Origin of the sequence: Bradyrhizobium sp. BR 10261, from assembly GCF_019455395.1 — a bacterium.
Classification (GTDB): domain Bacteria; phylum Pseudomonadota; class Alphaproteobacteria; order Rhizobiales; family Xanthobacteraceae; genus Bradyrhizobium; species Bradyrhizobium manausense.
The window spans coordinates 223,420-249,647 of the sequence record NZ_JACOFQ010000004.1 but is presented as its reverse complement, the minus strand read 5'-3'; the positions used below and the strand labels follow the sequence as shown (position 1 = coordinate 249,647).

Genomic DNA, 26,228 nt, shown 5'->3' with positions numbered 1-26,228 from the left:
TTCTCCGTCATTGCGAGCGAAGCGAAACAATCCAGACTGCCTCTACGGAAAGATCCCGGATTGCTTCGCTTCGCTCGCAGTGACGATGCGGATGCAGTGTTGATCAGTAGTCAAAACATGCCGCTCGCCTTCAGCGCCTTGCAAACATGCTGCATCTCGGCCTCGTCAGCGACCGTGTCGAGCATGACAGTGGTCAGCCCCTTCGCCGCAAACTCCTTCAGCTGGGCGCCGATCTCGGCGTAGCTGCCGACGAGATAAGGACAGTCGGCCTGGAATGTGAGGTAGGGCAGCAGCCAATAGCCATTTTCGGCGAGCTCCCCGCTTTGCCCCTCGTACAATCGCCGCTTCCAGACCGAATCGGAATTTTCGACCGTGAGCGCGAGCAGTTCGCGATCATCAGGGTTGTCGCGGAAACGAGCCTTCGCCGCCTGCCGCGCTTCGTCGGCGCTTTCGCGTGCGAAAATGCCAAAGTTCATGCCTGATGCGCCGAGGCCGCGATCGAGATCGGGCGGCAGCATCTGCATCCTGATGCAGCCGGTCTCCTCGGCGACGCGCCTGGCTGGGTCGGATTGCCCCGCGATCAGAAATTCCGGCATCAGCTCGGCGGGCAGGCGCGGCCGCAGTTGCAGATTACTGGCGCAATAGAATCGGCCGTCGACATTCACCGGGCGGGGGCTCGAGAGCAGCTGGCGCATCAAGGTGACGAACTCGCCGAGCCGGACATAGCGGTCGGCGTGAGACTGCTCGTCGCCCAGCCCCCGCAGATCGCTGATCGCGGTCCCCGTGATCATGTTGAGATAGACCTTGCGGCCGTAGAGCTGCGCAAAGGACGAGACGAACTTCGCCGCCGTGAACGGATGCATGTAGACCGGATTGACCGCGATGAGCGGCGAGGATCGCGTCGTCGCGGCGAGGATGTGCTGGGCCATCGCCCAGGGCTCGACGAACACGTCGTTGCCTTCGAACAGCAGAATACCTTCGAAGCCGTTGCGGTCGGCGAAATCAGCCACCCGCATCAGCTCGCCGACGTATTTTTCGGGATCGCGGTTGCGCGAGATCGCCGGAAAGACGCGCAGCCGCGTCGGCATCATTCCGCCGCTTCCTGGAGTGGCCAGGCGTTGCAAGTGATGCGCAGGCCGCCGGCCGCGCGCGAGCCGTCGGCGATCGCAAGGCGATGCGAGGGCGATGGCGAGCACAGCGAGAAGCGCCAGCCCGCAGGGTCGTCGGCAATATCGGGCTTGAAGCTGATCTTGATCGCCTCCCGCGACACCTGCATCGCGAACGCATCCAGCGGCAGATTGAGCCCGAAACCTCTGGCCTTCAGATAGGCTTCCTTCAGCGTCCAATAGTCGAAGAAGCGCTCGATCGCGGCGGGTTCCGGCAGCGTGCGCAGCGTCTCCACCTCTTCCGGCGCAAAGAAGCGAAGCGCGGTCGACAGCGGTGCGACGCGCCGCGACACGGTCTCGACATCGACGCCGACGGTCTCATGCTTCGATACGACGCAGGCGACGCAGCCATCGGCATGGGACAGGCTGAAATGCAGCGGCGTCGCGGGCGCCGCGACAAAGGGTCGCCCGTAGCGGCCGGTCGAAAACGACCAGTCGGTCGGTTCGACCTCAGGGGCCGCACGCGTCAACGCGAGGCGCAGCATCGCATGCGCGAAGACATATTGCCGCTGATGCCGTTCAAACTTGAAGCGGTCGGCGCGTATCTGCTCGTCGACCGAGAGCAACCCTCGGCACACATCCACTGCACCGGGCGTATCGATGCTCTCGATCAATCCGATAAACAGTTCAATTCCGTCGTCTGCCATCAATTGGGCCCATAGCGTCAGGGGGAGGCCAAATCCGGCCCTGACTGAAGGATCAACCGAACAGGAAGCAACTCGGCGGACCATTTCTAGCGGTCCACCCAGGCAAATTCTTGTCAATCGCTGGCCGGTTTGCAGGAGCAAGCTTGTGCGAGACCTCAACCCGACAGGCGAGCGGCTCAAATCGAAAATGATACGTGAAGATCCGCGCGGCGTCCCGGCCGCCGAATCTTATTTCTTCTTCTTGGCCTTCTTCGCGCCACCCAGCGTCGCAAGGCTGGCATCGACGTCCTTCAGGGCGGACTGAAGTTTTTTCTTCTCGCCCGTCAGCAGCTTTAACAGGGCCTTGCGGTCCTTGTCGCTGAGCGAGGTGCCTTTGGTAAATTTGATAAAACCCATAATGACACTCCCCCGGTTGAAAATATCGTCCAAATCAAAACGCGAGAATAATCTTGCGCGCTGCAGCCGAATAATCAAGATGCAACTTGTGTCTTCACAGCTTTGACGAGTGAACTCGTGTTCGCCTGTCCTGTGCGGCTGGTCATGCCGCCCTGCGGGCGAGCAAGCGCTCTAGCGGCGTGTTTGGCCGGAGGATGGCAGCCTCAAGCAGCGCGACGAGATCCTCCATCCATGCGCCGACCGTGGCGCCGTCGAGCAGATCGTCTTTATAATTGCACGAACCTGTCATCCCGGTTGGGCGCTCCTTCAGCATCAGCGATAGCCAGGTCTGGTCGACCGGCAGCACCGGCTGGCCTTCCCGCGCGACGTTGCCGATCGATTGCACCGTGACATCAGGCAGGTCGAGCGGCTGGCGCAGCGGGTTTTGCAGCGTGAAATAGACCTGAAGCAGCGAAGCCGGGTCGATGCCCTCCTGCTCCAGATGGTCGGCCAGGATGTTGAACGGCAGCTCCTGCCGCGCATGCGCGTCGAGCACGCTCTGGCGCACCCGGGCCAAGGCCTGGGCGAACGACAGATCCGGCGTGATTCGGCTGCGGACGATCACGGTGTTTTCGAACGGGCCTATGATGCGGTCGGTGTCCGGCTGGGCGCGGTTGGCCATCGCGGTGGCGACCGAAATGTCGGTGCGCCCGGTCCGCGCCAGCAGCAGGGCCTTCAGGCCGGTGAGCAGACACATGAACAGCGTGCTGTTGCGCTGGCGCGCATAGAAGGTGAGACCGGCGACGAGATCATGCTCTAGGCTGAGCGGATGATGGCCGGTCGACGCGCCCGCGCGCGCTTCGCCGTCAAACACGGGGGCTGCACCGCGCAGATTGTCGGCCCAGTCGGCGGCCTGCCGGCGGGCCGCCGCAGTTCCGCACCACCAGCGCTGCCAGCGCGCGACGCTGGAAAACGCCAGCGGCGTCCCCGGCAGGGGCGGCGACGGATGGCCCGACAGCGCGGCAAAGCGGCCCGACAATTCCTCGAACAGCACGCCGATCGACCAGCCATCCGCGATGGCATGGTGCAGCGTCAGCAGCAGGACGTGATCCTCGGCATGAAGGCGCAGCAGGCGCGCCCGCAGCAGCGGTGCCCGCGCGGTGTTAACGGGGGTATAGGTCTCCTGCGCGATCAGGAGCTCGATCTTCCTGAGCTCGAGCGCCTTGCGCCGCTGATTGTCGTGGGGTCGCCCGTCACCGATGGTTTCGACGGTCAGGACCGGACCGAGCGTGGCTGGCGCGATGACTTGGCTGACCGGCTGCTCGCCATTCCAACCGAATGCCGTCCGCAAGGATTCGTGGCGACGCATGATGTCGTCAATGGCTTGCGCCAAGGTGAGCGGATCGACCGGGCCTTCGAGGTGGAACGCGAAGGGCAGGTTGAACAGCGGCAGATCGGGCAGGTTCCGCTCGATCCGCATCATCTGGTCCTGCGCGATCGACAGCGTGGGAGGAGCGCTTTCGGCCAGGCGTGGAACGCCGGCCGCAGGCTTTTGCGGTGCCGTGGCCACGGCCTCGTCGACCCGCCGGGCGAGCTCCGCGATCGTCGGTGCCTCGAAGATGGTCTTGATCGGCAGCGATACGCCAAGCGCTCGGGCGATGCGCGCCATCGCTTGCCCGGCCAGCAGCGAATGGCCGCCGAGGTCGAAGAAATTGTCGGTGACACCAAGGCTCTCGACCTTCAGCAGATCGATCCAGATGTCGGACAGGACCTTTTCCGTGAAGCGCCGGGCCGGCACGGTCATCTCAGTCGCGGCGCTCTCCTGTTGCGGAGGCGCCAGCACGGCGGAGCGATCGAGCTTGCCATGGGCGTTGAGCGGGACCTGATCCCGGAACAGGAACGCCGACGGGATTGCATGAACAGGCAGCCGGCTTTTGAGAAAATCGCGCAACTCGCTGGCGCTGATCTTGTTGCCGGCTTTGGCAACGACGTGGGCGATCAGCCTGACATCGCCATTGGCATCGTGCCGCGGCTCGACGATGCCGGCCCGCACGCTTGGGTGGTCGGCCAGCGCAGTCTCGATCTCCTTGAGCTCGATGCGATAACCACGGACCTTGACCTGAAGGTCGGCGCGGCCGAGGCATTCGATCGTCCCGTCGGCGCGGCGCCTGGCAAGGTCGCCGGTGCGATAGAGCCGGCCGCCTTTCCCTCGCGCGAACGGATCGGGGGTGAAGCGCAGCCGGCTCTGCGCGGGATCGTTGACATAGCCACGGCCGACGCCGGCGCCGCCGATGCAGAGTTCGCCGACCACGCCGATCGGCTGCGGCTCCAGATCCGGATCGAGCACGTAAAGCTGGGTGTTGGGCAGGGGCGCGCCGACCGGGACATTGGTGGTCGCAGCATCGGGTGCATGATTCAACCGGTGCAGCGAGACGTCGTCTGAGCATTCCGAGGCGCCATAGGCATTGATCAGCGGCACCTTCGGGCAGCGGGCGAACCAGGCGCGGCAGAGATCGACCGGCAGCGGCTCGCCGGTCGAGATCAATAGTCGCAACTTCGCAAAAGCGCGCAGCATCGGCGCCTCGTCCATGCGTTCGAGGATCACGCGAAGCAGCGAGGGCACGATCTCCAGCACCGTGATGCCTTCGCGCTCGATCTCCCCGGCCAGCAGCATCGGATCCTGCACGATCAAATGGCCGCAGACATGGACCCGCGCGCCAACCATGGGACCGGCGAGGAACTGCCAGACCGAAATGACAAAGCTCTGCGGCGCGGTCTGCGCGATCACGTCCGTGGCCGTAAGGCCGAGCTCATCGATGAGCGAGGCGAGATGGTTCGACAGCCCGCGCTGTTCGATCATGACGCCTTTCGGTGCGCCGGAGGAGCCGGACGTATAGATGAGATAGGCCAGTCTCGAATCCGCCCGCCGCGCAGGGCGGCCCGGCTCGCTCGATTCGCCTGCGATTATATCGTCGAGTACGGCGACCCGGATGCGTGCGACCAGCGGTTCGAGTAGCGCGTCGACCACGGCGGACTGCGCGGGTCCCGTCAGCAGCAGGTTTGCGCAGCTCGAGCCGAGGATGGTTGCGAGCCTCGCCGGTGGCTGCTCGGGATCGAGGTTCAGGAACGCTGCGCCCACACGCTGCACCGCGATCATCGCTGCGAGCAGGTCCGGTCCGCGATCCGCCAATAGCGCGACCACGGTCTCCGCACCGGCGCCTTCGCTGGCAAGCCAGCGCGCGATCGCCTGGCTGCGGTGCGCTAGTTCGCGATAGCTCCGGGACTGATGTCCATCTGAAATCGCGACGGCATTCGGCGCCTTTTTCGCCTGCCGCTCGAACCATTCGCAGACATTTCCGCGCGCTGCGAAATTGGCTGGCCGGCCCTTCGTCAGCAATCGCCGGCGCTGCGCGGCCGTCAGCAGCGGCAGGCGCGAGATGCGCTGCTCGGGACTGGTGATGGCGGCCTTGAGCAAGGTCTTGAGCTGATCCGCCATGGCCTCGATCGTCGCCGCATCGAACAGATCGGTGGCGTATTCGAAGAAGCCGGTGAAGCGGCCCTCGGCCTCGACCAGCTCGAGCGTGATGTCGAAGCGTGCGACTTGCGGATCGATCTCCAACCGCCGCGTCGACAGGCCGGGAAAGCGCGCGGTCTCGATCGATGCGTTCTGCAGGATGAACATGATCCGGAACAGCGGATTGCCGTCGCTCCTGCGCGTGATCTGCAAGGCACGCAGCACTTCCTCGATCGGAAGGTCCTGGTTGCGGTAGGCATCGAGCGTGGCCTGACGCACCCGGCGCAGCAGCTCGCCGAAGGTCGGGTCGCCGCTGAAATCGTTGCGCAGGATCAGCGTGTTGGCAAACAGCCCGATCAGGCGCTCGCTCTCGATCTGGTTGCGATTCGCGATCAGCGAACCCGTCGCGACATCCTCGTGCCCGGTGTGCCGGAACAGCAGACACTGAAACACCGCGAGCAGCGCCATGTAAGGCGTCACGCCCTGGTCCCGGCTCAGCGAGCGGATGTCGGCGGAAAGGGCCTTTGAGAATTCGAAATAATGACGGGCGCCGTGGCCGCTCCAGAGCTCCGGCCGTGGCAGATCGGTCCGCAGCGGCAGCGTGGTGACGCCGTCGAGCTGGGTCCGCCAATAGTCGAGCTGCTCCCTCGCGGCCGGGGTCTGCGCCCAGCTCTGCTGCCAGCGCGCGAAGTCGCGATATTGAAAGCTGGGCGAGGCGAACGCCGTCACACTTCCCTTGCGCGCGGCAGAATATCCGGCGGCAAGTGCCTCCCAGAGCAGCCGTTGCGACCAACCATCGGTGACGAGGTGATGGACATTGACCACCAGCGCGTGGCTGGATTTGTTGAAAGAGAGCAGCGTGACCTTCAGCGGCGGCTCACCGGCAAGATCAAATTCGTACTGCGCAAGCTTGAGCGCCTCGCGCCTGACGACCGCAACCTGCCTCTCAGCAGGGCAGGGCTCGAGCTTGATCCGCTCGAACTGTGGCGATGCCTGAAGCACGCGCTGCACGGGCTCGCCCTCGCGTTCGACGAAGATCGAACGCAGCGCTTCATGACGTCTGCAGATCGCGTTGAGGCTTGCCTGAAGCGCGGCAATATCGACCTCGCCCTTCAGCAGCGCGACCTCGACCACGTTATAATTGTAGCGCGTCGGGTCGAGCCTTGAGAGCACGTACATCCGCTGCTGCTGGAACGACAGCGGCGCGTCCGTTTCGGAAGCCTCCCGGCGCCAGGCCGGCAACGTCGCATCGCGGTGCGCCGTGGTCTCGATCCGGGCGGCAAGAGCACCGACCGTGGCGCAATCGAAGATGTCCTCGAAGGAGAAGTCGGCGTTGAAGCGTTCGCGCAGGCGGGACCGCATCTGCGTGACCGCGAGCGAATCTGCGCCGAGCGCAAAGACGTCCTGGTCGATGCCGACCTGCGGAAGCTCGAGCAGACCGGCCCAGATTCCGGCGAGCTGGGTCTCCAGCTCGTTGCGCGGCAGATGCGTTTCGTCATCGTCATGGGGGGCTGAAATCAGCTCGGCCAGCGCGTTGCGCTTGACCTTGCCGCTGGCGCCCTTCGGCAGCGCGGCCACATTGCGGATCAGGCTCGGCACCTTGTAGGCGGCGAGCCGCTTGCGTGCGAATTGGCGCAGCTGGTCTGATGTCGTCTCGGCGTTGTCCCTGAGCACCACGACGGCGGCGACATTCTCGCCGAGCGTGGCATGGGGAACGGCGAACACGCCGGCTTCCAGCACCGCCGGGTGGGCCAGCAGCACCTCCTCCACCTCCAGCGGCGAGATCTTCTGGCCGCCGCGGTTGATGACGTCCTTGATGCGGCCGACGATGAACAGATAGCCGTCGGCGTCGAGATAGCCGAGGTCGCCGGTCCTGAACCAGCCATCGCGGAACGCGGCCTGCGTCGCCGCTTCGTCATTACAATAGCCGCGGCTCATGTTGGGCCCGCGCAGCATGATCTCGCCATGCTGGCCGTGCGCCAGCGGGCGGCCCGTTTCGTCCATGATCGCGATCTCGGGGCCGGCGGCGCGGCCGACCGAACCGATCTTACGCAGCTCGAACGGATTGGCGGCAATCTGCGAGGCCGCTTCCGTCATGCCGTAGGTTTCCAGCACGGGGACGCCGAACATCGCCTCCAGCCCGTTCAGGATCGCGGGTGCAAGCGAGGACGAGGCCGAGCGGATCACCCGCAGCGACGACGACCGGACGCGCTCCGGGCTCGCTTCCGCGGCGGTGAGCAATGCGCGATGAATGGTCGGCACGGCCGTGTACCAGGTCGGTTGCAGGTCCCGCATCCAGCCGAAAAAGGACGGTGCGTCGAAACCGCCTGTTACGATCACGCTGGAGCCCGCAGCGAGTGCGGTCAGGAGGCCGGAGATCAGGCCGTGGGCATGAAACAGCGGCAGGACGTTGAGCAGGCGATCATGCGGCGCGAGCGAAAGCACCCGGCCGGCATTCTGCGCGGAGAGACACACATTGCGGTGCGTCAGCGGCACCATCTTCGGGCGCGCGGCCGTGCCCGATGTCAGCAGGATGAAGGCGTCGTCCTCCGCGCGAGCGGTGCCGTCGGCACAGGCTGGCCCGATCGTTGGGCCCACGAACTTGCAGCCGCCGAGATCCGTCTCCGGTCCCGGCACGAAATCGATCACCGCGATATCAAGTGCTCTGGCGACGTCGCGGCTCGGCGAGTTCATGTCGGCCCGTGTGACGAGTGCCGTGAGCTTCAATTCGCTGAAATAACGTTGCAGCTCGTCCGCGGTGAAGTCGGGATTGACGGGGACGCAGGCGCAGGTCGATGCCACCGCGATCAGCGCCAATGCACTGTCGGCCCCGCGCGGCAGTGCGACGGCGATTCGGACGGCAGGTGTAATGCCGAGCCCGCGCAGCGTGCGGACGCGATGCGCAATCGAGGTGCCGAGCGCGCCGTAGGTCAGAGGAGGCCGGCCGGGCGCGAGCAGGGCGGGCGCCGCCGGCATCGCGCGCGCGTGAAAAGCGAGAAGGCTGCCGATATCGGCAAGGTTCTCGGTTTCAACGCCCGCGCCGGCTGGTCTATCTCCCGGCTCGGATGCAATCTCCGACAATGCCATTCCCTTTTGATCCGATTGGGCTATTCTTCCCTGGAGTTTGGGAACGCGTCCAGTCTGAGGTGAAGTTTTGGCCCCAAAATCTGTGGTTGAGGGACCTTAAGCCCTTTGGCGGAGGGAGTGTAGGGCGGGATCACCATGCTGGAGAATGAGCCGGGGACTGAAGTCGGGTTGAAGCGTTGGCTCGAAGGCATCGGTCTCGGTCACTATACCGATCTGTTCGCGCAGCACCGCCTCGATCTCGACGTCATCGGCGACCTGACCGAGGCGGATCTTGCCGAGCTCGGGTTACCGCTTGGCGATCGCAAACGGTTGCAGCGGGCAATGGCCGCGCTGTTCAAGGCGGAGACGGTGGAGGCTCCGGCTCCCCCGGCGCGTCCGCCGGCCCGCACCGAGGTTGGCGCCGAGCGTCGCCAGCTCACCACCATGTTCTGCGACATGGTGGATTCCACGGTGCTCTCGGCCCAGTTCGATCCGGAAGACGTGCGCGACATGATCGCCAGCTTTCGCGAAACCTGCGTTCGCGTCGTCAAGCATTATGAAGGCTTTGCCGCCCGCTTCGTCGGCGACGGCATTCTGGTCTATTTCGGCTATCCGACCGCACATGAGGACGATGCCGAGCGCGCGGTGCGCGCCGGGCTCGAGATCGTGCGGGTGCTGTCGACCGCGCGCGCGATCGAGCCGCTCGGCGCGCTCAGCCACGCGCCCGCGGTCCGCATCGGGATCGCGACCGGCCTCGTGGTGGTCGGTGACCTCGTCGGCCAGGGCACCGAAGAGCGCGACTCCGCCGTCGGCGAGACCGTCAATCTCGCCGCGCGTCTGCAGGCGCTGGCGCCTCCCAACGGCGTGGTGATCTCCGCCTCGACGCAGTCGCTGCTGAAGGGCAAGTTCGATTACCGCGATCTCGGCGCCCAAACGTTGAAAGGCATCTCGGAAAAAACCCAGGCCTGGCACGTCGTGCGCGCCACGCGCGTGGAGACCCGCTTCGCCGCCGCGATGGGCGCGCGGCTGACCCCTCTGGTCAACCGCGAAGAGGAAATCGCGCTGCTGATGGCGCGCTGGCAGCAGGTCAAGGACGGCGACGGCCAGGTCGTCGTCAAGTTCGGCGAGCCTGGGATCGGCAAGTCGCGCATCATCCAGGAGATATTTGAGCGGATCGCAGGTGACCGGCACGGGCATGTCGCGTTCCAGTGCTCGCCCTATTACACCTCCACTGCGTTCTATCCCTTCGTCGAGCAGCTCAAATTCTCGCTCAGTCTCGATCGCGAGGATGCCTCCGCGCTGTCGCTGGCGAGCCTGGAGAATGCGATCGCCGCAGCCCACGGCGATATCGAGCAGGTGGCACCGCTGTTCGCCGCGCTGCTGTCGATCCCGACTGGTGGGCGCTATCCGCCGCTGGACCTGTCGCCGCAGCAACACAAGGACGCGACCGTCGCGGCGCTGGTCAATCACTTCCTGGGACTCGCGCGCGAGATGCCGCTGGTGATGGCCTTTGAGGATCTGCACTGGATCGATCCGACGTCCCGCGAGGTGGTCGATTTGCTGGTCGACCAGGTGCAGAACCGGCCGATCCTGGCCATCATCACGGCGCGTTCCGAATTCCAGCCGAGCTGGAACGCGCATTCGCACATCACAACGCTGGTGCTGAACCGGCTGAGCCGGCCGCTGCGCACCACGCTGGTCGAGCGCGTTGCCGGCAGAGAGCTTCCCAAGGAGGTCGTCGAGGAGATCATCGTCAAGACCGACGGCGTGCCGCTGTTCCTTGAGGAATTGACCAAGACGGTTCTCGAATCCAACCTCCTGACCGAGCGGCACGGGCGCTACGTGCTGTCGGGTCCGTGGCGGCAGCTCGCGATCCCGGCGACCTTGACGGACTCGCTGATGGCCCGTCTCGACCGGATGGGGCCGTTCAAGCGGATTGCACAGATCGGCGCCACCATCGGCCGCGAATTCTCCTACGAGACCCTGCACGCGGTCGCCAACACGCCGGCGGAGCAGATCGAGGCGGCGCTGACCCATCTGGAGGAGGCCGGCCTGATCATGCGCCGGGGACATCCGCCAGACGCGGTTTACTCCTTCAAGCACGTGATGATCCAGAATGCGGCGCATGCCAGCCTGTTGCATAGTGAGCGGCGCAAGCTGCATGCCAGCATCGCCCAGGTCCTTGCCGAGATGTATCCGGAGAAGACCGATCGCGAGCCGGAGCTGCTGGCCCACCATCTGACCGAGTCCGGACAGAGCGAGGGCGCGGCGAGCTTCTGGCTCAAGGCCGGCAAGCAGGCGGCAAAGAGCGGCGCCAATCTCGAGGCCATCGGCCATCTTCGCCGGGGCTTGAGCGTCGTGCAGGCCAACGCACGCATGCAGGGCGCCGACGAGGTGGAGCTCGAGCTGCGGATCGCGCTCGGCAACGCACTGATCGCCGCCAAGGGCTACGCCGTGCAGGAGGTCGAGGAGAATTACATCCGCGCCCTCGAGCTTGGCCAGCAACTCGGCGACGACGAAAAGGCCTTTGCGGCCACGCGCGGGCTATGGGTGTGCCATTTCATCCGCGCCGACCTGACCCGCGCGCATGATCTCAGTGTCGAGCTGCTGAAATTCGCCAAGCGCGAGCGGTTGAACGAGGACGCGGCGCAGCAGACCGGCTACCTGATCGAGGCGCACCGCTCGATCGCGATGACCATGCTCTATCGCGGGCGCTTCGCCGCCGCGCAACATCATCTGCATCGCTGCATCGATCTCTACAGTCCCGAGCTGCATTCCGACCTGATGGAGCGCCACGGCACCGATCCTGGCGTCGTCTCGCTGTCCTATCTCGGCTATCTGCTCTGGTTCCTGGGCCAGCCGGACGCGGCGCGCCAGCACAGCGAGCAGGCGATTGCGCTCGCGGAGAAGATCCGCCATCCGTTTTCGCTCGCCTTCGCGCTCGTGTTCGGCGCCTATCTCTGCCAGCATCTGCGCGATATCGAAGGGACGCGCGATCACGCCAACCGCGCCATGATCATCGCCACCGAGCACAATTTCCTGCACTGGAAGCAGCAGGCCGCGATTCTGCGCGGCTGGGCGCTGGCCCAGCTCGGCGACCTCGACGAAGGCATCAGCCAGATGCGCTTCGGCCTCGACGAGTATGAGGCGATGGATTCCTGGCTCGCCGGCTGCTGGTTCCGTTGCCTGCTCGCGGAGGCCTATGCCAAGGTCGGCATGCGCGATGCCGCCTTGCGCGCGCTGGACGGTGCGCTTGCGACCGCAAGGCGCACCGGCGATCATTCCTACCTCGCCGAGGTGTACCGCCTGCAGGGCGAGATCACCTTGTCGGATGGAAATCCGGCCTCGGTGCAGGAGGCGGAAGATCTGTTCGAGCTGTCGCTGGAGACGGCGCGCAAGCAGGGCGCGTTGTCCTGGGAGCTCAGAACCGCCGTGAGCCTCGCGCGGCTGTCGCACGCATCGGGCAAGCGCGAGCACGCAAGCCTTCTGCTCGTGCCGATCGTCGGCAAATTCAACGAGGGCTTCCTGACGCCCGACCTGAAGCTGGCCATGCAGCTGGTGCACGAGCTCGGCGGCGATACACCGGCTCGTCCGCAGGCTAATCCGGTGAAATGAGCGATCTGTCCGCCGCGCGGGCGCGCTTCGTCGAGCTGATCGCGAAGCGCGAGCGGATTGCTTCGTCGCGCCTGCTTGCGGCGCTCGCGGCGGTGCCGCGTGAAAATTTTCTGGCGAAGGGCCCCTGGCGCGTCAAGAGCGGGGCGGCGCGCAACTACCGGCTGACGCCCAGCGCCGATCCCGTTCATCTCTACGATAACGTGCTCGTCGCCATCGACGCGCGCCGCAAGCTCGACACCGGGCTGCCGAGCCTGTGGGCCCATTTCATCGATGTGCTCGACATCCGAGCGAAGGACCGTGTGATCCAGATTGGTTGCGGGCTCGGCTATTTCTCGGCGATCCTGTCGGAGATCGTGGGGGCGAAAGGACAGGTGCGCGCAATCGAATGCAACGCGCTGCTCGCGGCGCGCGCTGCGAATTACCTGCGCGCCTATCACAATGTCGAGGTCATCTACGACGACGGCTGTTGCGATATCGGCGAGCCGGCCGACGTCATCATCGTGCATGCCGGCTTCTCGCATCCGCATCCGCTCTGGCTTGCATTGCTTCGCCCGCGCGGCCGGCTGCTGGTGCCGCTGACGCAGCGCGACCGTGAAGGCGCCGCACTCAAAATCTCGCGCCGGGGCAAGGGGTTCGTCGCCGAAGCGGTACAGCAGATCCGGATCTTTCCAGGCTACGGTCGCGGGGTGACCGCGCTCGACGACCGAGTCGCCGACTGGTGGCAACGCGCATCCGCCCTGGCGCCGCTGCGCTTTCGCGGGATCGAGCAGGGACTGCCGTCGGATGGCTAACGAAGGGTCGAGGCGTTCACGCGCCAGTCCTCACACGTCCTTCGTGAACTTGCTGATGACATCCATGAACGGCTTGGGCTTGAACTCGCCGTCGAGCGGCAATGGCCGGTTCGGCTGCTTGTCCGGTCGTTTGACGTAGCCGTTGATCCAGCTGTAGCGATCGGAAATGCCCCAGGTCAGGACCGAGCGCACGGGGCCGCTGCTCGCGATCGCCGTCAGGAGATCGTCGACGCGCTTGGCGACGATGGCGTCGCGCTGCGAAGGACTTCCGGTCAGCTTCTGATCGTCGACGTCGAGCTCGGTGACGAAGACCTCGAGGCCCCATGAGCGGATGTCGGTGACGAATTCGGCAAGCCCGTGGGTGTCAATCTCGAGCTCGGCATGCAGATGCGATTGCAGCCCGACCGCGTGCAGCGGCACGCCTTGATCCAGCAGCTCCATGATGAGGTTGCGGTAGGCCGCGCGCTTGGCGATGAACGAATCCTTCGCCGACTCGATATCGTATTCGTTGATCGCGAGCTTGACGTAGGGATCGGCGGCGGCTGCGGTGCGGAACGCCAGCGGAATCCAGCGGTCGCCGAGATGCTGCGTCCAGAAGGTGTCGCGCCGGTCCTTGACGTCCCTGGGATTGTCGGGGATCGGCTCGTTGACGACGTCCCACGAGGTCAGCTTGTCCTTGTAATAGGACACGACGGTCGAGATGTGATCGACATAGGCGCGCTCGACGCCCTTCGAATCCTTGATCCGCTTGGTCCAGTCAGGAATGTCGTGATACCAGGCGAGCGTATGGCCGCGCATGGTCAAATCGTTCTTCTGTGCAAAGTCCAGAATTGCGTCGGCGCGTTCGAAGGCGAAGGTGTGCGCGTCCGGTCGCAGCACCGGCCATTTCAGCTCGAGCACCGGCACCACCTGCGTGCAATAGGTGCTGATGGCCTCGCCCAGCCGTGGATCTGACTGCAAATCCCAGAGCGTGGCCGCCGCGCCATAGCCCTGATGACGCCGGGCAAGTTTCGACGCCGGCAGCGCCGCGGACGTCGATGCGCCCGCCGCGAGCGTTGCGGCGCCGCCGAGGATAAATTCGCGTCTGTCGAGCTTGATCACGTGGGCAGCCCTTTCGGAACCAACGCGCCATCGTACCAAGCGGCGCCGTGCAACGCCGCGGTTTCCTGTTGTTGGGTTAATTGCCGCGAATGTTTGGCTCAGCGCGCGTGGCGCTGCATCACCGCTTCGGCGATGTCGTAATAGTGCAGCGCGCCCTTTTCGAGCGTGAGGTTGTCCATAACATAGTCGCGAGGCGCGAAGCCGCCCGCGCTCACCCGCGACCAGAAGCCGCTCCAGCCGGAGATGAAGCCATCGGCATCGATAAATGTGCTGCCGCAGCGTGCGTCGAAATAGGGCACGGAGGACACGCCGCCTTCGTATCTCACCCTGTCCGGGAAATATTCCGGATCCTGCCACGGGCCGCCACGATCCCAGGCGAATACGGGCACGCCGCTGGACAGCGCCTGCTGGCAGGCGATGCCCTGGCTCTCGTGTTCGCAGAGGAAGACCATGCTGCGGCAGCGCGCCAGCGCTGCCTTGTAGTCGTCTTCCTTGTAATGGCCGTAGCGGATCACCTCGACCGTGCGACCGCTCGCTTCGAGATGCGATCTTATCGGTTCGATCAGCTCGCTGTCGTAGCGGTCATGTTCCCAGCGAACCTTGTCGTAGAGCAGCACGTCGAGGCTTTTTTGCGCGGCCGGCGTTGGCGTCCACAAATCGGTTTCGATGCCGACCGGCCACACCTGGACGTCAGGCCAGTAGGGCCGGCACATCTGCGCATACCAGTCGCAGGGCACCAGGATCGTGTTCTCGTGAACAACCTTCAGACGCTCGGGCGCGTCAACAGGATGATTGTACATGACGACGCCGAGCAGCAGCGGGTTCTTCCATGCGAACCAGTCGAGCACGAACGGACGCCCGAGAATGCAGGCGAGCTCCTCCGGGTGCTTGCGGATGTAGCTGTAGTCGTTGACGCGATAAGGAATTCCGACCCGGTCGAGCCCGGCGCAGAGATTGAGGAAAACGCGCCGCTGGCCGCTGATCCAGGATTTTCCGAGCAGCATCCGCCGCACCAGCGGCCGGACGTGGCGGTCGCCCGGAAACCAGCGGTCGTCACGCTCCTCGAAGAACAAATTGAGCGTCATCCGCTCGCCCCCGTCCCCGGGGGATGCCGGGACCAGGGACGCGCTCGTCCCGGCATGGGGCAGGGCGTTCGGGTTGGCCCCTATGCGTTCGACAACGTCCATCTTAGCCACGTCCACACATTAACCAAACGTCGGGCGACGTCTTTAAAATCATGGTTTCCTTTCGGTGATCGCGGCGGCGCGTTCAAGGACAGGGCAAATTTAACGCTAACGCGCGAAAGCGGTGGGGCCATCCCATCCGGCGGCCGATTTGCAGACTTAAATGACTATCTTGGGGGATGCTGCGGCGCAGCCCGATCACCAAGCCTTTGTTCGCCAAGTCTTCGTTCACCACGCCAAGGTCCAACTGAATAACGGCCGCTCGATTTCAAGGCCGCCGGTCCCGTGCACGCATGCTGAACCGCCATTTCTCCATCTACCTCGTCAGCTACCTCCTGTCTGCTGCGATGGGTTTTTTCGCGGTCACCGCCTACACGCGGCTGCTGACGCCGGCGGAGTATGGCGTCTATGTCGTCGGCATGAGCATGGCCGGCATTCTGGGCGCGATCTTCTTCGCCTGGATCAAGCTGTCGGTGTCGCGCTATCAGGCGATGTCGGCGGACGTGGATTTTCGCGGCACGGCGATGGCTGGCTTTGCGCTGACCGTCCTTGCCATGTGCGCGGCGACCCCCCTGGTATTCCTGTTCCGTAGCGATGTCAGTGTCGAGCTGGTGCTCGCCAGCATGTTCGTCGCGATCATGTCGAACGGGTTCGACGTCGGCCAGGAGTTCGAACGCGCCAAGTTTCGGCCCTTTCGGTTCGCGGCGATCTCGATGGTACGCAGCGTGGCGAGCGTCGGATTTGGCCTGCTCGGGATCTGGCTTGGCTGGGGCGGCATGGGCCTGCTCGCCGCCTTTGGCCTCGGCTCGCTGACCGGGGTCATCCTTAACCTCGTCAGCGATCGCGCCAGGGTCGCAAGCTTTTCGCGCAGCCAGTTCATGCAGCTGGTGCGCTACGGCCTGCCGTTGACGCTGGCCGGACTTTCCGTCGCGGTCTACTCGGCCAGCGACCGGCTCATCGTCGCCTATCTGCTCGGCAAGGATTCCGCCGGCATTTTCGGTGTCGCCGCCGACCTGCCGCGCCAGTTCATGGTCATGATCGCCACCAGCGTTGCCGCGGCCACCGTGCCAATGGTGTTCCGCTCGCTGTCGGAGAGCGGCACGACGCGGGAGCGGCTGACCGAGAGCCTCGAGCTGCTGCTGGTCGTCGTCGCCCCCGTCGCGGTCTGGCTTGCGCTTGCCGCCGATCAGGTCACGGGCACGCTGGTCGGTGTCGATTTTCGCGGCGGCGTGGCCGCGCTGCTGCCGACGCTCGTGCTCGCCCGCTTCTTCGGCATTGCCAATCAATTCTACGTCCAGCTCAGCTTCCAACTCGCCGAACGCCCTTTCATGCTGGCGGCACAGTCGTTTCTCACGCTGGTGGTGAGCGTGGCGCTGATGTTCGCAATGGTTGCGGGTTACGGCATCTACGGCGCTGCGCTGGCGACGCTCGCAACCGAGGTGATCGGCTTCGTCGTCGCCGTCGTGCTGATGCACCGTGCCCATCCCGTGCCGTTCGACGTCGTCAGCCTGGCCGGCGTCGCCGCTTCCGCCGCCGCGATGGCAGCTGCGATCCTCCTCGCGCGGTCGCAGGTCCATGGCAACGGTATCGCGGCGCTGATCATCGTGAGCGTTGCGGGCGGCCTCGCCTACGTCGCCGTCGCGTGGCTTCTCAATGTCGCGAATGTGCGGACGCTGTCGCTGCGCGTCCTGCGGACGTTCAACCGCAAAGCGCTGGGCGTCTAAGCCGCCGAAGGTCACGAACCGGTCACGCGGAACGGCTGCGGCTTGCGCATACGCATCTGAATTCTACGCCACATCTCGCGCCTGACAATCCATGTATCGTCTCACGTCCTCCAGCCACGGTGAAGCGACGATGGCACCATCAGGCCCTCTCAGCGGCATCCGCGTCCTCGATCTGACCAGCGTGCTGTTCGGTCCCTATGCCGCGCAAATGCTCGGCGATTGGGGCGCCGACGTGATCAAGATCGAGCCGCTCACCGGCGACATCTGGCGCTACGCCGGCCTGTTCCGGAATCGCGGCATGAGCGGCCAGTTCATGGCGGTCAACCGCAACAAGCGCAGCCTCGCGCTCGATCTGAAGCATCCTGATGGCAAGGCGGTGCTGGCGAAGCTGGTCCCGACGGTCGACGCGCTCGTCACCAATGTGCGCCCGGCCGCAATGGCCCGGCTTGGCTTCGGTTACGCCGACTGCGCAAAGCTCAATCCGGGGCTGATCTATGCGGCCGCGACCGGCTTCGGCCAGGACGGCCCGTGGGCGGCGCGCCCGGCCTTCGATGAAATCATCCAGGCGGCCTCGGGCCTCGCATCGTCGATCGGATCGGACGATGAGCCGCAATTCGTCCCGAGTCTGATCGGCGACAAGATCTGCGCGATGGCGATGGTCGGCGCGGTCTCGGCAGCGCTGTTTCGCCGCGAGCGCACCGGGCAGGGGCAGATGGTCGAGGTGCCGATGCTGGAGACGATCGCGGGCTTCAACAGCATCGAGATGCTGGGCGGGCATGCGTTCGATCCGCCGATCGGCCCGACCGGCTACAAGCGCATGAAGAACCGCCGTCCGGTGAAGACCAAAGACGGCTGGCTGACGATGCTGCCCTATTCGGGGGAGAATTGGTGCGCCTTCTTCGAGGCCGTCGGCCGCCCCGAACTGATCGAGGAGCTCGGTGTGCGCGATCCCGTGCTGCGCTCGCAGAACATCGACAAGGTCTACGACCGCATGAGCGAGATCGGGCCGACCCGCACCACCGCGGAGTGGGAGGAGCTATTGCTGCGGCTCGACGTGCCGCACACCGCTTTCGCCAGGTTGACCGAGATCGGCGAGCAGCCGCATCTTAAGGCGGTCGGCTTGTTTGCCGATATCGATCACCCGACGGAAGGTCGCATCCGCCAGGCGCGTCCTGCGACAAAATTTTCCGAGAGCCCGGCCGGCATCCATCGCATGGCGCCGCGGCTTGGCGAGCATTCGCGTGAAGTGTTGCGCGAGGCCGGCATGAGCGACGCCGAGATCGAGACCCTCGTCGCGGACAAGGCCGTCGGCGCGCCGTAACGCGGCGCACCATGATGACGTTTCGCTTGATGGCTTGCCGCTGGCAGATGCCGTCACAGTGGCCAGTCCGCGATCTTCTGTGATTCTGGTCACATCCGGTCGGACTGCTTCCCAGGGCGGACATTGGGTCGGGGCGGTCACCGCCATCGCCAGCTCCGGGCCAGCCTCGGCCGCGGACCGCCCTTCCGCCCGCACGGACCCTCGTATAAGAGGGTTTCGTCGCCGGAACGGACCGAATAATGCCGGAAACGGAACAGATGGTGGCTGCGAAATCTTAATCCGAAGATCGCAATCTGACGGATCATCGATGCAAGTGCGGACAGGCAACCGGGGAATGGCATGAAAGACCTGATGACGACGGCGCAATCCAATCGAGCGGCGCGACGTTGGGGGGCTCCCGGAATCGTGATGTTCGCTCTAGCGCTGGCGCTGGCCGCCCCGGGCCAGGCGCTGGCCGCCAAGCAGCCGCGCCAGACCGTTGAGGCGGTGGCGCCGCGCGAAGCGGGCGAGCCGATCATGGCGATCGTGTCGATCAAGAGCCAGCAGGTGACGTTCTACGATTCCGAGGGCTGGATCCTGCGCGCGCCGGTCTCGACCGGCACGACGGGACGCGAGACGCCGGCCGGCGTCTTCGCCGTCATCGAGAAGGACAGGGATCACCACTCGACCATGTATGACGATGCCTGGATGCCGAACATGCAGCGCATCACCTGGAACGGCATCGCGCTGCATGGCGGACCGCTGCCCGGCTACGCGGCCTCGCATGGCTGCGTGCGCATGCCCTTCGATTTCGCCGAACGCTTGTTCGACAAGACCAATATCGGCATGCGGGTGATCATCTCGCCGAACGACGCTGCCCCGGTCGATTTCTCGCATCCCTCGCTGTTCGTGCCGAGCAAGGAGGCCATCGCGGCGGCCCCGGCGCGTGCGGACAAACTCCTCCTGGAGGAGGAGGAGGCCGTCAGGGCAGCCGATGAAGCCAAGAAGGCCGCCGCGGCTGCGGCGAAGGAGGCGCAATCGTTGCCGGCCACGCTGCGCAAGCTCGAGCAGCAGAAGGCGCGCGCCGACGCGGAGAACGCCTATGCCGACAAGCTGGTTGCCAATGCCAAGAACGACCAGGCCAAGGCAAAGGCCGACGAGCTGAAGCAGAAGGCCGCCACCAAGGCCGCTGATGCCGCAACCCAGCTCGACGCCGCAAAGGCCGCGGCACAGCCGAAGCGCGACGCGGTTGCCGCGACCAAGGAGGCGGCCAAGGTCGCCGCGGCCAAAAAGGTCGAGGCTGTGAAGGCTGCGACCGACGCCAAGCTCGCGATGGAGCCGGTCTCGGTCTATATCAGCCGCGCCACGCAGAAGCTCTATGTTCGGCGCAACACCCACAAGCCCGCGCCGGATGGCGGCGGTGAGGTGTTCGATACCAGCATCGAGGTTCCCGTCACCATCCGCAATCCCGACCAGCCGATCGGCACGCACATCTTCACGGCAATGGCGAGGAGCGGCGCGGGCCTGCGCTGGAGCGTCGTCAGCATCGACGAGGGCGACGACGCCAAGGACGCGCTCGACCGCATCACGATCCCGCAGGACGTGTGGGATCGCATCGCGCCGACCGCGTTGCCGCGGTCCTCGATCATCATCTCGGACGAGCCCTTGAGCGCCGAGACCAACTACCGCACCGAGTTCGTCGCGGTCCTGAGCAATCATCCGCAAGGCGGCTTCATCACCCGCAAGCCGACCGCGCCGCCGGTGGAGATGGCCAGTGACGACGGCTGGGGCGGCAACGGCTTCTTCTTCTTTGGGCAGCGCGATCCCTACGCGCAGCCGGTCAATCCGCGCCGCCGCGCCGGCCAGTACCAGTATTATCAGCCGGCACAGCCGATGCCGATGCAGCGGAGTCTTTGGTAAGGGCAAGGCTGAAGCATAGCTGCCCCGGTATCACGGCCGGGCCGTGATCACCAGCGCCTGAATCTTTGCTTCGACCGGTCCCGAGCCGTGGCGTTTCCGGATCGCTTCGGCGACCGCGTCGGTCGCGGCCTGAAGCCTGCTCGCATCCCTGGCCTCGATCTCGCCGCGCAGCGGCGTTCCCTGGCAATACGCGATCGCGACATATTCGGCCGATGGCGCGCGGCTCATCGCCGTCAGGGTTTCGATCGATATGTCCCTGAAGCCTGCGCGCTCGAGATCGGCCTTGATGATCGCCTTGTCGTGATAGCCGTGCGGCGTCCGCGCCAAGAACAGCGGCGGATCGTCGGGGAACACCTTGCCGAGCGTGGCGGTCGCCTCATCCGCGAACACATTGTCCGCGATACGGTCCCACACGTTGAACAGATAGGTGCCGCCAGGCTTCAACACCCGCCTCGCCTCGGCGTAGCCCTTGCTCCGGTCCGGAAAAAACATGGCGCCGAACTGGCAGAAGACTACGTCGAACGCGGCGTCGTCGAAGGGCAGCGTCAGCGCATCGGCCTGACGCCAGGTCATGCGGGGATCGTCACCCTGACGCTGCCTGGCGACCGCGAGCATCGGCTCGTTGAGGTCGGTCGCGACATAGCGGACATCCGAAGGCAGCAGCGCCGCCACGGCCCGTGTCACCGCGCCGGTGCCCGCGGCGATCTCGAGCAGGTCCGAGGGCGACAGCGCGGCGATGCGCCTGGCCAGGTCGTCGGCATAGACGGAGAAGATCAGCGGGACCAGATATTCGTCATAGAGCTTGGGGACCGAGCCGGCGAAAACCTTGTCAGTTGCAGACATGCTTGCCTCTCTGAAGGTTGGACCGTCGCGGGCACGATAGCACGGTTCGAGACGGCAATCCGAAGATCGTGGCCACTTGCGAGCTCGGGCGTCCGCCTCGACGCCGAGGCGTGAAACGACTAATGATGCGTGGGTGATCTCCTGCTGGACGCCTGCACGCATGAAAACCACGCTGCTGAAACCGGAAGACTACACCCGTGCGCCCTGGAAGAACGGCGGCGGCATCTTTACCGATATCGCCGATGCGCATCGGCCCGGCACGGTGGTGAAGAACTGGGACAGCCTGCTGTGGCGCTTTGCCTCGACGCCGATCGTCGCGCCCGGGCCGTTCTCGCACATGCCAGGCATCGACCGGCTGCAGATGGTGATCGGCGGGCGCGGGCTGGTGCTGAAAGCCGAGGGACAGGAGTTCGACGAGCGCGAGCCGTTCACGACCGTTCGCTTCACCGGCGAGATGGAGATCGTGACCGAGCTCGAGGCCGGCCCGGTCGAGGTCGTCAATCTGATGGCGCGGCGCGGTGCGGCGGAGATCGCGCTGGTGGCGCTGAAGGAGCCCGGCGAGCGGTCGTTGCCCGACGGCACGCATCTGGTGTACGCATTATCAGGCGATTGCGGCATTCGGATCAGTAGCGAGGAGTTTCTCGTTCCCGGCGGCTGCACGCTGAAAATCGAGCTGGCCGAGGCGTCCAGGCTGATATTCGTTTCGGGACTTGCCGTGCTGGGATCGATTCGGCTCACCGGCTAGGCCGCGGTCGTGCGAATGCGCACAATCCGTGCAACTGGCTAGGTTGACGCAGCCAATCCGGAGCACGATATGTGCCAGCATGAAGACCGCCGCTGAAGGCCAGAATATGGACGCGTCAGACAAGATTCCCGCTGCCACGCTGGCCGACGGTGTCGTCGATTGGCTAACCACGGGGACGCATAACGAGCGCTTCATCGACAACATTTTTGCCGAGATGTGCATCCGCGTCCAGCAAGCGGGCATTCCGCTGAAGCGGTCGACGCTTCACGTGCTGATCCAGCACCCGCAATGGCTGGGGGCGCGTTTCATGTGGGCCGACGGCATGCGTGAGGCCGAGATCGCACGGGTCGATTTCGACGTGCGGGAGCGCTCCGAATATATCGGCAGTCCCGCCAACGAGATGCAGAACGGCGCAACTGAAGTGCGCGAAAATCTCGAACGGGATCCGACGCTCGGCCGCAAGCACGCACTCTACGACGAGATGCGCTCGAAGGGCCTGACGGACTATGTCGCCTGGCCGCTCTATCACACGCTTGGCAAGCGCCATCTCGTCACCTTTGCTACAGACCGCCGCGGCGGCTTCGAGGACGCGCACATTGCGGCCCTGAAGAAGCTGTTGCCGGTGCTGGCGCTGGTCAGCGAAATCCGCATCAAGAACCGCCTGGCGCGCACGCTGCTGGAGACCTATGTGGGCTCCCATGCCGGCGAGCTGATCCTCGCCGGCGCCACGCGCCGCGGCACCGGCACGACGGTGCGCGCCGCGATCATGATCTGCGACCTCAGGGATTTCACAAAAATCTCCGATAACTGGCCGCGCGACGACGTCATCGATCTGCTCAACGATTATTTCGACGCGATGTCGGACCCGATCGCCAAGCATGGCGGTGAGATCCTGAAATTCATCGGCGATGGCCTGCTCGCGATCTTCCCGCTCAGCCAGCCCAACGCCTGCGCCAATCTCCTGCGCGCCGTCACCGAAGCCCGGCAGGCGATGGCTGCCCTGAACGCGCGCAACAACGGCACCGGTCGCGCGCCGCTGAATTACGGCATCGGCGTCCATGTCGGCGACGTCATGTACGGCAACATCGGCTCGAAAAGCCGGCTCGACTTCACCGTGATCGGCCCCGCCGTCAACATGGCCTCGCGCCTCGAGGCGCTCACCAAGCAGATCGGCAAGAAGGTGCTGCTGTCGCGCGACTTCGCCGAGCTGGTCGATCGCGAATTCGAGCTGGAGCGTGTCGGCAAGCATGTCGTGCGCGGCTTCAGCGACCCGATCGAGCTGTTCGCGTTTGAACCGGCCGCGGGGACCTAAACCGCGCCACGCGAGCGCGCGCTGTTGCCAAGGCGCGGGCGTCGAATTACGCTTCAGGTCCGCCACATCAGTTCAGCATCAGCCGCGTCGTCATGCCCAAGTTCCTTCGCGTCGGCCTGCATCAGTCGAACGTATCGGGGTACACGTCGAAGGCGTGGTGCGTGCGGCGGGTCGGCTCGGTGGTGTTCCTGAAATGGGGCGCCGTCGAAGTGCAGGGCGCCGGCAAGAGCCGCAAGGTTTACTGGACGCGCCTGCCGCAGGAGAAAACGATCCGCTGCCGCACGGCGCAGCGCGCCCAGGACTACACCAGATCCGCCATCGCACGGCGGCGCAGCCATGACTATGAACCTCTCAGTGGTGCCATTGGCGTCAGGAGAAATTCCGCCAACGGCAGCGCCGAGCTCAAGCAGGCGCTCGCGACGATCCTGATCGTCGACATCGTCGGCTCCACGGCAAAGGCCGCAAAGCTCGGCGATGCGCGCTGGACCAAGGTGATGGGCCTCTACTATGCCGCGGTCCGCAACCAGCTGAAGTCGTGCCGCGGCAAGGAGGTGGTGACAACAGGCGATGGCGTGCTGGCAACCTTCAAGACGCCGGCCGCTGCCATCAGCTGCGCGACCGCGATCCAGAAAGCCGTGCGCACGCTGGGCCTCGAGATCAGGGTCGGCCTGCACGCCGGCGAATATACGATCAGCGGCGGTGAGATGGTGGGGCTAGCCTTCCACATCGGCACCCGCATCGCCGCCAAGGCCCGCGCCGGCGAAGTGCTGGTCTCGAGCGCGGTGAAGGACCTGCTCGCGGCGCAATCCCAGATCCGCCTCAGGGATCACGGCAGCCACCAGCTCAAGGGCGTCCCGGCTCGGTGGCGGCTTTATCGGGTGGAGGGCTAACCGCGAAGATGCTTCCGCTCTGCCGGGCCCGCCACGCAGCGATTTTTCCTTCCAGCTCTCGCCGAACGCTGTCCACCACGCTGGCCCAGTCGTCCCGCTTTGGCTGCCTGAACAGCCGCATCGACCGATACCACGGGCTGTCGTCGCGATTGAGCAGCCAGCGCCAATCCGGGTTGAAGGGCAGCATGGTCCAGACCGGTGCGCCAAGCGCCCCAGTGAGGTGAACGACGCTGGTGTCGACCGAGATCACCAGGTCGAGGCAGGACACCAGCGCCGCGGTCTCGCTGAAATCGGTAAGCTGCTCGGTCAGGTCGACAATATCGGAGCGCTCGGCGAGGAAGGCGCGATCCGCATCGCGGATGCCCTTCTGCAGGGAGACGAACTGGACGTCGCAATCCAGCAGCGGCACGAGCGCGCGCAGTGCGATCGACCGATTGTGATCGTTCTTGTGACCGGAGTCTCCCGACCAGACCAGACCGACGCGAAAGCGGGTGCGGGGGCCGAGCCGGCTCTCCCACGACTCCACACGCGCTGGCGGCGGTGCCGGAAGATAGCCGTCCGCGAACGGAATCGTATCGGGGCGCGTCCCGAACGCCAGCGGCAGGCTACCGAGCGGGCAGTGCAGGTCGAACGCCAGCGACGGCGTCGACGACCGGTCGATACAATCTGCGACGCCGCTGATCCCGGCCAGCAGCGGCCGGACTGCAGGCTTGACCTCCAGAATCACCCGAGCCCCGAGAGCGGCCACCATGGGCGCGTAACGCGCAAACTGGATGGAATCGCCCAGGGCCTCGTCGGCATGAAGCAGGATGGTCCTGCCCTCGAGCGGGTGGTCGCCAAGCCAGCGTGCTTGCGAAAAGCCGCGCTCCGCAAGGCCCAAGGAGGGCGCTTTCCAGCGGGCCTCGCGTCCCAGCCAGCCCCGCTCGAAATCTCCAGTCAGCATCTGCAGCAGCGCGAGATTCCAGATCGTGTCCGCATTGTCAGGGGCGACGGCGAGCGATCGGTGAAACGTCGCGAGCGCATCATCCAGCAAGTGCAGGCTCCACAGCGCCCGCGCTTTTTCGTTGAGTGCCGCGGAAAAGTCAGGACGAAGCGCGAGCGCGCGACCGAAGCTTGCGAAAGCCTGGTCCATCCGGCCCAGTCTCGCATGTAGCGTGCCGAGATTCTTGTGCGTCTCGGCCTCAAGGGGGTTGAGCGCGATCGACCGCTCGAAGTCCGCCTGCGCCTCCGCGAACCGGCCGAGCCGCTGCAGGCAAAGCCCGCGCGTCTGATACAGAGGTGCGACATCGGGATTGAGCTTGTCGAATGCGTTGAAGCATTCCAGGGCTTCGGTGTAGCGGCCGAGCTTGAACAGCGCTTGGCCCTGCTTTGCGGCCTCCAGGCTCTTAGCGGTCACCAGATGCTGCGACGCGACTTGTGGAGATTGCCTGGCCGCGGCCCGGCGCTCTTGGCGGTTCATGAGCTGACCAGAAATGGATACGAGGTCCCGTCGTACTATTTTCTGGTGCCAGGCTGGTGCGAGGCTGGCGCAGCCTGACAGGCTCGCGCAACGAAAGAGGCCGCCTTCGCGGCGGCCTCAGTTCTGTTGTTACCAGCGACCGGGACCGACGCCGATCGTGACGCCCGGCCCGTCATATCCGCCGTCGTAATAGCCGCGGTCATAATAGCCGCGATCATAATAGGTGCGGGCCGGTGCCTGATAGTAGCCGTAGCTGTCGCGCCACCTTGCGTGGCGGTGACGGCAATTTCCAACGCCGGCCATCAACTGGCCACCACTCATGGCGGGCCCTTCGGCTCCGACCGCGTTGTTGCCTGAGCTGGTGCAGGGACCCGGGCCTTGCGCGAAGCTCGGGGTCGCCATCGCAGTCACCGCGATGGTCGCGGCAATCACGGCAATGCTTGGAACGATCTTCATGTCTGTCCTCCAGTTTCGAGACGGATCAACGACGCGTAGCTGCCGACGTTCCCTGCGATGCGGCGATGCGAGGGATGCGAAACATGGGAGCCTTTCGTCTTCGCTGCCGGGCGGTTCCAG

The 26,228-nt window shown here is 65.1% G+C and carries 17 protein-coding genes; 8 read left to right on the top strand and 9 right to left on the bottom strand.

The genetic code is table 11. The annotated features are described in order from the left end of the window. Window positions 1-110: 110 nt before the first annotated feature. From HYH07_RS06515 to HYH07_RS06500, 4 genes are all read right to left on the bottom strand, one after another. Complete coding sequence (locus tag HYH07_RS06515; protein ID WP_220001702.1) at window positions 111-1,091, bottom strand: LLM class flavin-dependent oxidoreductase; 981 nt, start codon at window positions 1,089-1,091, stop codon at window positions 111-113. Next, a complete protein-coding gene (locus tag HYH07_RS06510; RefSeq protein WP_220001701.1) occupies window positions 1,088-1,813 on the bottom strand; it encodes a 4'-phosphopantetheinyl transferase superfamily protein in 726 nt (241 codons plus the stop codon). Before HYH07_RS06510 ends, HYH07_RS06515 begins: the two co-directional genes overlap by 4 nt. A gap of 228 nt (window positions 1,814-2,041) precedes the next feature. Beyond that, window positions 2,042-2,209: a hypothetical protein gene (locus HYH07_RS06505; protein WP_220001700.1), complete on the bottom strand. Its 168-nt coding sequence runs from the start codon at window positions 2,207-2,209 to the stop codon at window positions 2,042-2,044. 142 nt (window positions 2,210-2,351) lie between these two features. Next, window positions 2,352-8,789, bottom strand: coding sequence for a non-ribosomal peptide synthetase (locus tag HYH07_RS06500; protein ID WP_220001699.1), 6,438 nt, complete (start codon window positions 8,787-8,789; stop codon window positions 2,352-2,354). 135 nt (window positions 8,790-8,924) lie between these two features. On the opposite strand from HYH07_RS06500, the gene HYH07_RS06495 reads away from it, so the two are divergent. Further along, entirely contained in the window at window positions 8,925-12,383 is a 3,459-nt protein-coding gene (locus tag HYH07_RS06495; protein WP_220001698.1) for an AAA family ATPase, read from the top strand. After that, entirely contained in the window at window positions 12,380-13,174 is a 795-nt protein-coding gene (locus HYH07_RS06490; protein ID WP_220001697.1) for a protein-L-isoaspartate O-methyltransferase, read from the top strand. The genes HYH07_RS06495 and HYH07_RS06490 overlap by 4 nt, the downstream gene beginning before the upstream one ends. A 30-nt stretch (window positions 13,175-13,204) precedes the next feature. Here HYH07_RS06490 and HYH07_RS06485 read toward each other — a convergent pair whose 3' ends face one another. Further along, window positions 13,205-14,275 (bottom strand): endo-1,4-beta-xylanase, encoded by a 1,071-nt coding sequence (locus HYH07_RS06485; RefSeq protein ID WP_220001696.1) that lies wholly within the window; start codon window positions 14,273-14,275, stop codon window positions 13,205-13,207. Between the two features lie 98 nt (window positions 14,276-14,373). Further along, window positions 14,374-15,462, bottom strand: a complete 1,089-nt coding sequence (locus HYH07_RS06480; protein WP_220001695.1) for a glycosyltransferase family 1 protein — start codon at window positions 15,460-15,462, stop codon at window positions 14,374-14,376. A gap of 290 nt (window positions 15,463-15,752) precedes the next feature. Between HYH07_RS06480 and HYH07_RS06475 the strand changes: the two genes are divergently transcribed. From HYH07_RS06475 to HYH07_RS06465, 3 genes are all read left to right on the top strand, one after another. Beyond that, on the top strand, window positions 15,753-17,183 hold the full coding sequence (locus HYH07_RS06475; protein ID WP_220001694.1) for an oligosaccharide flippase family protein: 1,431 nt from the start codon (window positions 15,753-15,755) through the stop codon (window positions 17,181-17,183). A 91-nt stretch (window positions 17,184-17,274) separates the two neighbouring features. After that, on the top strand, window positions 17,275-18,504 hold the full coding sequence (locus HYH07_RS06470) for a CaiB/BaiF CoA-transferase family protein (RefSeq protein ID WP_228749273.1): 1,230 nt from the start codon (window positions 17,275-17,277) through the stop codon (window positions 18,502-18,504). A 339-nt stretch (window positions 18,505-18,843) separates the two neighbouring features. Further along, entirely contained in the window at window positions 18,844-20,403 is a 1,560-nt protein-coding gene (locus HYH07_RS06465) for a L,D-transpeptidase (protein WP_220001693.1), read from the top strand. 30 nt (window positions 20,404-20,433) lie between these two features. Here the strand turns inward: HYH07_RS06465 and HYH07_RS06460 are convergent, their stop codons facing one another. Further along, a complete protein-coding gene (locus HYH07_RS06460; RefSeq protein WP_220001692.1) occupies window positions 20,434-21,246 on the bottom strand; it encodes a class I SAM-dependent methyltransferase in 813 nt (270 codons plus the stop codon). 160 nt (window positions 21,247-21,406) lie between these two features. On the opposite strand from HYH07_RS06460, the gene HYH07_RS06455 reads away from it, so the two are divergent. From HYH07_RS06455 to HYH07_RS06445, 3 genes are all read left to right on the top strand, one after another. Beyond that, window positions 21,407-21,991: a HutD family protein gene (locus HYH07_RS06455; protein ID WP_220001691.1), complete on the top strand. Its 585-nt coding sequence runs from the start codon at window positions 21,407-21,409 to the stop codon at window positions 21,989-21,991. A 79-nt stretch (window positions 21,992-22,070) separates the two neighbouring features. Continuing rightward, window positions 22,071-23,303 (top strand): adenylate/guanylate cyclase domain-containing protein, encoded by a 1,233-nt coding sequence (locus HYH07_RS06450; RefSeq protein WP_409363883.1) that lies wholly within the window; start codon window positions 22,071-22,073, stop codon window positions 23,301-23,303. Window positions 23,304-23,395: 92 nt separating this feature from the next. Next, a complete protein-coding gene (locus HYH07_RS06445) occupies window positions 23,396-24,193 on the top strand; it encodes an adenylate/guanylate cyclase domain-containing protein (RefSeq protein ID WP_220001690.1) in 798 nt (265 codons plus the stop codon). Here the strand turns inward: HYH07_RS06445 and HYH07_RS06440 are convergent. Both HYH07_RS06440 and HYH07_RS06435 read right to left on the bottom strand, forming a co-directional pair. Next, window positions 24,147-25,652 (bottom strand): tetratricopeptide repeat protein, encoded by a 1,506-nt coding sequence (locus tag HYH07_RS06440; protein ID WP_220001689.1) that lies wholly within the window; start codon window positions 25,650-25,652, stop codon window positions 24,147-24,149. The two genes, HYH07_RS06445 and HYH07_RS06440, sit on opposite strands and share 47 nt — an antisense overlap. Window positions 25,653-25,781: 129 nt before the next feature. Then, window positions 25,782-26,108: a hypothetical protein gene (locus HYH07_RS06435; protein ID WP_057747848.1), complete on the bottom strand. Its 327-nt coding sequence runs from the start codon at window positions 26,106-26,108 to the stop codon at window positions 25,782-25,784. Window positions 26,109-26,228: the final 120 nt, after the last annotated feature.